The organism is Polaribacter porphyrae, assembly GCF_002954685.1.
In the GTDB taxonomy this organism is placed as follows: domain Bacteria; phylum Bacteroidota; class Bacteroidia; order Flavobacteriales; family Flavobacteriaceae; genus Polaribacter; species Polaribacter porphyrae.
This window is the reverse complement of sequence record NZ_MSCN01000001.1, coordinates 1,741,217-1,749,408: the sequence shown is the minus strand read 5'-3', so window position 1 is coordinate 1,749,408 and position 8,192 is coordinate 1,741,217. Positions and strand designations below refer to the sequence as shown.

Annotated in this window: 7 protein-coding genes and 1 tRNA gene; 4 read left to right on the top strand and 4 right to left on the bottom strand. The window is 27.3% G+C overall.

The window, feature by feature from the left end:
• A partial coding sequence (locus BTO18_RS17620; protein WP_211295587.1) for a DUF8693 domain-containing protein occupies nt 1-660 on the bottom strand: 660 nt, incomplete at its 3' end.
• A 147-nt stretch (nt 661-807) separates the two neighbouring features.
• On the opposite strand from BTO18_RS17620, the gene BTO18_RS07825 reads away from it, so the two are divergent.
• Together BTO18_RS07825 and BTO18_RS07820 are read left to right on the top strand one after the other, a co-directional pair.
• Nucleotides 808-3,615 carry a sensor histidine kinase gene (locus BTO18_RS07825; protein ID WP_105015691.1) on the top strand — a complete coding sequence of 936 codons (2,808 nt, stop codon included), beginning with the start codon at nt 808-810 and terminating at the stop codon, nt 3,613-3,615.
• Entirely contained in the window at nt 3,606-4,352 is a 747-nt protein-coding gene (locus BTO18_RS07820; protein ID WP_105015690.1) for a LytR/AlgR family response regulator transcription factor, read from the top strand. The genes BTO18_RS07825 and BTO18_RS07820 overlap by 10 nt, the downstream gene beginning before the upstream one ends.
• 3 nt (nt 4,353-4,355) lie before the next feature.
• Here BTO18_RS07820 and BTO18_RS18175 read toward each other — a convergent pair whose 3' ends face one another.
• From BTO18_RS18175 to BTO18_RS07810, 3 genes are all read right to left on the bottom strand, one after another.
• Nucleotides 4,356-4,661, bottom strand: a complete 306-nt coding sequence (locus tag BTO18_RS18175) for a tyrosine-type recombinase/integrase (protein ID WP_317197604.1) — start codon at nt 4,659-4,661, stop codon at nt 4,356-4,358.
• Nucleotides 4,600-5,577: a phage integrase SAM-like domain-containing protein gene (locus tag BTO18_RS07815; protein ID WP_317197605.1), complete on the bottom strand. Its 978-nt coding sequence runs from the start codon at nt 5,575-5,577 to the stop codon at nt 4,600-4,602. The genes BTO18_RS18175 and BTO18_RS07815 overlap by 62 nt, the downstream gene beginning before the upstream one ends.
• A gap of 214 nt (nt 5,578-5,791) precedes the next feature.
• Nucleotides 5,792-5,866: transfer RNA gene (locus tag BTO18_RS07810), tRNA-Pro, on the bottom strand.
• A 138-nt stretch (nt 5,867-6,004) separates the two neighbouring features.
• Between BTO18_RS07810 and BTO18_RS07805 the strand changes: the two genes are divergently transcribed.
• Together BTO18_RS07805 and trxB are read left to right on the top strand one after the other, a co-directional pair.
• Nucleotides 6,005-7,084: a PQQ-dependent sugar dehydrogenase gene (locus tag BTO18_RS07805; RefSeq protein WP_105015689.1), complete on the top strand. Its 1,080-nt coding sequence runs from the start codon at nt 6,005-6,007 to the stop codon at nt 7,082-7,084.
• A gap of 124 nt (nt 7,085-7,208) precedes the next feature.
• A complete protein-coding gene (gene trxB, locus BTO18_RS07800; RefSeq protein ID WP_105015688.1) occupies nt 7,209-8,156 on the top strand; it encodes a thioredoxin-disulfide reductase in 948 nt (315 codons plus the stop codon).
• Nucleotides 8,157-8,192 lie beyond the last annotated feature (36 nt).

The window sequence follows — 8,192 nt, the reverse complement described above, 5'->3', positions numbered from 1 at the left end:
AAAGGATGAACTGGAGTTCATAAGAAATGAAGAAGGTGTACTACTATTTGCAAAAGTACCATTTACAGTTAGACTACTATTAGAAGATAGGATCAAAGAAGATGAATTTTCAATAGTTAGATTGTTAACTTCTATATTAGTTGAAGCAGAAATTATAGGTTTATTAGTTACGTTAGGAATAGTTACATTGGTAGTTGAATTGGGTACAGTACCAACACTCCAATTGTCAGAATCATTCCAATTTGAATTTGAGCTACCATCCCAAACATTTGTAGATGCAGCAGTATTATTTTGTACAGTAATATTTGAAACAGCAAAAGTACCATCACAAGCATTAGAAGCAAAATAATGCACCTCTACTTGAGTAGTTGTTGCTGTAAAATTTACACTTATATTACCACTAGCTATAACACTGTTATCAGTTACATTTCTTACTGTTAAAAAACCACTACCAGTACCAGCTCTAATTGTGTAAGAATCAGATATATTGAATGTTGATAATACATCATATTCATTATTAAAGAGTAATGTTACTGGTGTATCCGCTCCTGAGTTATCTACAGCAACAGTTGATTGACTTGAAAGTATTGTAGCATCACATTGTGCTGTTACATTAATACTAAATACAATTAAAAGAATTAAAATAATATTAGACTTCATACCATTTAGAATTATTTATTTAACTTTAAAAAAAAGACAATTACAGCTTGTTGTTAAAAAAAAATATATAATTAAAGGTTAATGCGTATTTTTTTTATGGTAGGCGTGTAATAATTAAGTGTCACTCAACTTAAATTTGTTACTTGAATGAAAATCTTAACACAATATCTTTTTAAAGTCCAGCTTTTTGGAGTTATGTTTTTAATAACACATACGTATTCACAAGAATATGCAATACAAAACTTTGATACAAAAGATGGATTACCAACAAGCGAGTTTTATGATGTAATTAAAGATGATAAGGGTTTTATTTGGTTTACATCAGACAGAGGTATAGTTCGTTATAATTCTTATTATTTTGAGGTGTTTTCTTTAAAAAACGGCTTATCTAATATTGTAAATTTTACTTTTTATAAAAGTTCTGGAAATACTTTTTGGATAAATGGTTTAGATGGTTCTTTCACATTTTGGAATGGTAACAGCTTTTCCCCATTTGCATTTAATTTTAAATTAAAAGAATTTAGTAAAAAGAGTAATCAATGGTTTGAAATAATAAATATAAATGAGAATTTTATTTTCTTTATTAAGGGAAACACACCTCTTACCTCAGTTTACAAAATAAACAGGAAAACAGGTTTTATTACAGATTTACCTAATGAAAAAATAATAATTGGTTCAAATAAATGTAGCACTAAAACTAAAAAACTTATAAAATATATTAATGAATATAGAAAAAATAAATCTATAGATAACAGTAAATTAAAGTACAGTTATTCCTATGCTACAGGTAAAGCAATTAAATTTAATACAAATCCTTCAAATAGTTTTATTTACAACGAATTTTTAGATAAAAAAGGAAACTTATTTATAATGTCTGATGATGGTTTGTCTTTTTATACTAAGCCCTTTTCTGAGGATTTTAAGCATGTTATTATAAATAATAGAAGTATTACATCTATGGTAATCGATGATTTTGATATGATTTGGGCAACTAGTGTGTCTTCAGGAATTTTTAAAATTAACTCGATTAATGTAAAATATCTAGATATTAAAAATGGAGATAAAAATATTGAAGGTTTATTTAGACACAAGAATTTTTTGTATGCAAAAACTAAATTGGGTAATGTTTATAAAATTAATAAAAACAGTGTTACTATTTCTTATTATAAACTAGGAAAAAGAGGTTTTCATAGAGGTTATAAAGATTTTAAAAATGAAAATATGTTTTACTTTGGGGGCACAAAATATATAAATGGAATACCTGAAGCTAATTTAAAAACCACCAATATACTTCCACTAAGTAACAATAGTTTTCTAGAATATGATTATTTAGACTTAAAATACTATTTAAACACCAATAATAAAGGAAAAATTATTTTTAAAGAAGTTACAAGAGCACTGAGTATAGAACCGTTGTTTAAAAATGAAACCTATGTAGGGACATATGATGGCGTTTATAATTTAACGAGGATTGCTACATCAGATAAAAAATTGTTTTCACCTGACAAGCTGACAAAAAAAATAAGAATTAATGATTTAAGAAGCAATTCTAATATTTTATGGGCTGGCACACTAGGTAATGGATTACTATATAAGATTGGTAGTAAGTGGAATACTATCAATGAAAAGAAGCTGAATTCTAAATACATAAATTCAATTTATCTTGAAAAGGAAAATTTAATTTGGGTAGCCACTAACTTTGGATTAAATAAGATAGAATATAGTATTATTAATCAAAAAGTTAAAATCAATAAAATAACAAACTATGATTCTTCTAATGGTTTACTATCAAACTATATTAAAGATATAACAGTATTTAATGGCTATGTTTATGTCGCTACAGATAAAGGTATATCATATTTTAAAGAAAATAAAAAAGAAATTCCAAAACCATCAGTTTTTATTGAAAAACTTCAGGTAGATCAAAAAAATTACCAAAACACAAATGCTACAATAGTTTTAAAACACAATCAGAATGATATCAAGATTAAATTTACAGGGATTTCAAATTATAAGCCAAAAGGAAATAAAAAATTTTATGAATATAAATTAGTATCTAATAAATCTGAATTAAATAATTGGAAAGCAACAAATGCCAGAGATTTAGAGTATCTAAATTTAGAAAAAGGAAGTTATACATTTTTTGTAAAATGTTTTAATGCCAATGGAGTTGAAAGTGATACTGAAAAAATTTCTTTTTACATAAAACCCCATTTTACAAATACACTTATTTTTAAGATTTTAGCAGTACTATCATGTATTGTATTCTTAACTTTTATTATAAAAAGAAGAAACCTCATACTCAGAGAAAAACTTGAATTTAATCTTAAACTGAAAACAGCAGAATTAAGGACCCTAAGAAACCAAATAAATCCACATTTTATTTTTAACTCATTAAATTCTGTACAAAATTATATTTTTTCAAATAGAAAATCTGAAGCTAATCTCTATTTAAACTCTTTAGCTAAACTTATAAGGAATAGTTTAAATTTTTCAAAGAAAGAACTAATAAGTTTGGATGAGGAAATACAATTTATTCAAGATTATCTTAATCTAGAAAAAATGAGATATCGAGATAAGTTTGATTATAAAATTAATTTTGATGAATCTATTTTAAAGAGAAAAATTTTTATACCTCCATTATTATCTCAAATAATAGTAGAAAATTCAGTTAAACACGCATTTAAAGATTCAGGAAAGAAAGGTGAGATTTCTATTACTTATAATATTGATTATGACTTTTTGAATATTACTATTGTAGATAATGGAATTGGGTTTAACACAGAATCACTTAATAAAAAAACAAATTCTCTTGGCTTAGACATAGTAAAGCAACGAATAAATCTTTTCAATGAAAAAAATAAAAATGAAAAAGCTTCTTTTGAAATAAACTCAAAAATAAGTGTTGGAACAACAATTACTTTGAAGCTACCCTTGAAAAAAGAATGGAATTAAAAATACTCATAGTAGAAGACGAAATTAATAGCCAGGAGTTATTAAAAAATTTATTAATAGAAAATTGTGAAAGTATAACAATTACGGGTGTTTGTGAAAGTGTAAAAAAAGCTATCCAATTAATAAATGAAAATAAGCCTGATTTAGTTTTTTTAGATATTGAACTACAAGATGGTTCTGGTTTTAAAGTTTTAAATAATTTTGATGAGCAGCATTTCTATACTGTTTTAGTTACTGGATATGATAATTATGGTATTGAAGCTGTAAAAAAATCGGTATTAGATTATATTTTAAAACCTTATGCTGTTGAAGAAATAATTAATATTGTAGATAAAACAAGAAAAAAAATAGACTTTTTAAAACCTTTAAAAATTTTAAAAAACAACAATAAAGTAAATTTAAAAAATGATAAAATTACGATTAAAACCTCAAAAAAAACGACTACAATCTTGTTAGAGGAAATTGTAATCATAGAAGCATTTGACCCGTATACAAAATTACTACTTACAGAAGACAGAATTTTAATATCTGAATTAAGACTGAAAGATATGATATTAATACTTCCTAATTTCTTCAATCAAATACATCGAAGCTATATTATTAATTTAAATTTTGTTAAAGAATGGGATCGTGGAAGAGGTGGTAAAGTATTTATGAAAAACGGTGATATAATACCTATATCTTACAGAAATAAAAAAGAGTTTATCAAGCAATTTTCTTTGTTTAAAAGCTTTTAAAATTTATAACTTTTTTTGTTTTGACATTTTTAACGAAATATTTTCACTAATACTTTTTTTTAATATTCCCATATCTATACTAACTTTTCTATCAATAACTTTTGCATATATTTGAGTAGTAGAAATACGACAATGTCCTAATAGTTGAGAAACCGTTTCAATAGGTACACCATTAGTTAAAGTAAGAGTTGTTGCAAAAGTATGACGTGCTAAATGAAATGTAAGATTCTTTTTTATTGAGCATAAATCAGCAATTTCTTTTAAGTAAGCGTTTAATTTCTGATTTTGGATGGTTCTTGTATTTGTCAATTAAAATCTTTGCTTTAGGAAGGATCGGAATTCTTAATAATTTATTTGTTTTTTCTCTTTTTTTGATGATCCATAATTCACCATCAATACCAAAATTGATATTATCTTCAATTAAATTAATTACATCAATATAACTTAATCCGATATAACAAGAGAAAATGAATAAATCCTTTACTAATTGAAGTCTAGGTATTGAAAATTGTTTTTCTTCAATTTTTTTTAATTCCATTTCTGTTAAATAACCACGTTCTACTTTTTCAAACTTTGCTTTAAAATTGATAAAAGGGTCTCTTTTTATCCATTCTAATTTAAAAGAAAATGTTATCATTTTTCGGAATCTTTCAATATGTTTCATCACTGAATTGTTACCCATTTTCTTTTGATGATCCAATGGTTGATATTCTCTTAAGAATTTTTCAAATTTTAAAATGAAATTATAATCCAATTGCTTCAAATACATATCTCTTGTATTGAAACATTTCTTCATAAATTTTGAAATGTATTTTTGAGTAGTAAAGTAGTTTTTTTGAGTACCCCATTTTAACTTATTAACCATATCTTCATTGTGATACTTAATAATATCATTTAAGGTATGGTTTTGGTCATCTTCTTTTAAATATCTCGATTTGATTGCTTGAGAAGTAATGCATTTATTTTCAAGAGTTAATTCATTTTTAGCCTGAACAATCCCTTTTTGAACCTGATTTAAATATTTGTTGATGGTTCTTGCTTCTTGATTTGTTCCTCTTACTCGATTTTTTGTAGTATTCCAATTTGTAATTTTGATTTTTCTTTTCAGACTGATTTCTGCTCTTTTACCATTTACAGTAAGTCTTGCATATAAAGGTGCTTCACCATTTTTAGCTTTAGATTGTTTTAGCCAAAACAGCATACTGAACGTAGTGGAAGTTTTCATAATTTTTCATCGTTAAATTTGTTAAACAATTATTTTTAAGACGAAAGTCAAATCAATACAATTCGGTTACCTTTTTGTGCTTTTTATATTTTGGTAACCTAATAGGTCACTTATTTGTTTAAATTCAATCAAATTTTATGATTGTCTAAAAACTACAAAACCTTGGAAATCGTAAGATTACCAAGGTTTTAAACTAATATGATACTTAAAGTTGTCGGGGTGGCAGGATTCGAACCTGCGACCTCCGCGTCCCAAACGCGGCGCGATAACCGGGCTACGCTACACCCCGAAAAATGTAAAAGTGGTAGTGTAGTTTATCTCGAAATAATTGAGAGACTACACCCCAAAAATGGTTATCAATTTTGGACTGTAAATATAGAATAATATTTATATATTGTACTAGCATTTTTAAAATTAATTTTGGAGAATGGAATATAAAATTTTAATAATTTCAATAGTTTTTTTTAGTATAAAATCAGTTTCACAAAACAAAGAATATGAATTGGTTGTTCCAGATTTAACCAATCCTTGGGGGTTTACTTTTCTTCCTGATAACTCAATGTTAATTACAGAAAAAGAAGGTAGATTAATCCATTTTAAAAATGGAAGAAAAACTGAAATAAAAAACTTGCCAGAAATATATGTTCGTGGTCAAGGAGGATTTATGGATATAGAATTGCATCCTAATTATGAAGAAAATGGTTGGATTTATTTTACATACGCTTCATCTGAAGGAAAAGGGAATGGAGGAAACACAACTTTAATGAGAGCAAAGTTGAAAGATAATCAATTAGTCAATAAAAAAGTTTTGTATAAAGCTTCTCCAAATTCGAGAAGAGGTCAGCATTTTGGGTCAAGGATAGCTTTTGATAAAGAAAATCATGTATATTTTAGTGTTGGAGATCGAGGAAACAGAGATGTAAATCCACAAGATATTACTAGAGATTGTGGTAAAATTTATAGATTAAATGATGATGGTTCTATTCCAAAAGATAATCCTTTTGTCTATAAAAAAAATGCAAAAAAGGGAATTTATAGTTATGGACATAGAAATCCGCAAGGAATGGAAATTAATCCTTTTACCAATGAAATTTGGGCTCATGAACATGGGCCTAGAGGAGGAGATGAAATCAATATCATCCAAAAAGGAAAAAACTATGGTTGGCCAAAAGCAAGTTTTGGTATTAATTATAGTGGTACAAAATTTACGGATAAAACATCTATAAAAGGAATGGAGAACCCTATTCATTATTGGACTCCATCTATTGCTCCAAGTGGAATGGCTTTTATAAACAGTGATAAATATGGAAAATGGAAAGGAAATTTGTTGGTGGGTTCTCTAAAGTTTCAATATGTAAGTAGATGTATTTTAAAAGAAAACAAGATTTTTAAAGAAGTAAAAATATTAAAAGGTGTTGGTAGAATGCGTTCAATAGAGCAAGGTAATGACGGTTTTATCTATGTTGGGATAGAAAATCTAGGTATAATTCGTTTATTGCCTAAGTAGAAGGCTAACTTACAGTTTAAGTATTCTTTTCACTTATTTTTTCATTATTAAAACTTATAAACATTCTCTTTTAAAAGTATCTAAATAATATATTTTTACATTTTTAAAATTCATACAGAATATTATGTCAGATACTATAGAAAAAATAAAATGTCTAATAATAGGTTCAGGACCTGCAGGGTATACAGCAGCAATTTATGCAGCAAGAGCAGATATGAAACCAATAATGTACACAGGTATGCAAATGGGAGGACAGTTAACAACTACAACTGAAGTTGACAATTTTCCTGGCTACAAAGATGGAACTGATGGAACTGCAATGATGATGGATTTAAAACATCAAGCTGAACGTTTTGGAACTGATGTGCGTTTTGGATTGGTAACTAAAGTTGATTTAAGTGATAAAGTTGGCGGCATTCATAAAGTTGTTGTTGACGAAAACAAACATATAGAAGCAGAAACCATCATTATTTCTACAGGTGCAACTGCAAAATATTTAGGTTTAGAAAGTGAGCAACGTTTAATTGGTGGTGGAGTTTCTGCATGTGCAACATGTGATGGTTTCTTTTATAAAGGACAAGATGTTATAGTTGTTGGAGCAGGAGATACTGCTGCAGAAGAAGCTACTTATTTGGCAAATATTTGTAGCAAAGTAACTATTTTGGTACGTAAAGATTATATGAGAGCATCAAAAGCGATGCAACACAGGGTTAATAAGACTGAAAATATTGAAGTTTTATATAACACAGAAGTGGACGAAGTTTTAGGAACTAATGTTGTAGAAGGTGTTAGAGCGATTAATAATCAAACGAAAGAAACATGGGAAATACCAGTAACTGGGCTTTTTGTAGCTATTGGTCATACACCAAATTCTGATTTGTTTAAAGGTGTTTTAGAAATGGACGAAACTGGTTATTTAATCACCAAAGGAAAAACAACACATACAAATATGCCAGGCGTTTTTGCTGCTGGAGATATTCAAGATAAAGAATACAGACAAGCTGTAACTGCTGCAGGTACAGGTTGTATGGCTGCTTTAGATGCAGAACGTTATTTAGGTGCTTTAGAATAGCAAGGCAGTTAATTTTATTACATTAAAAGAGATTTC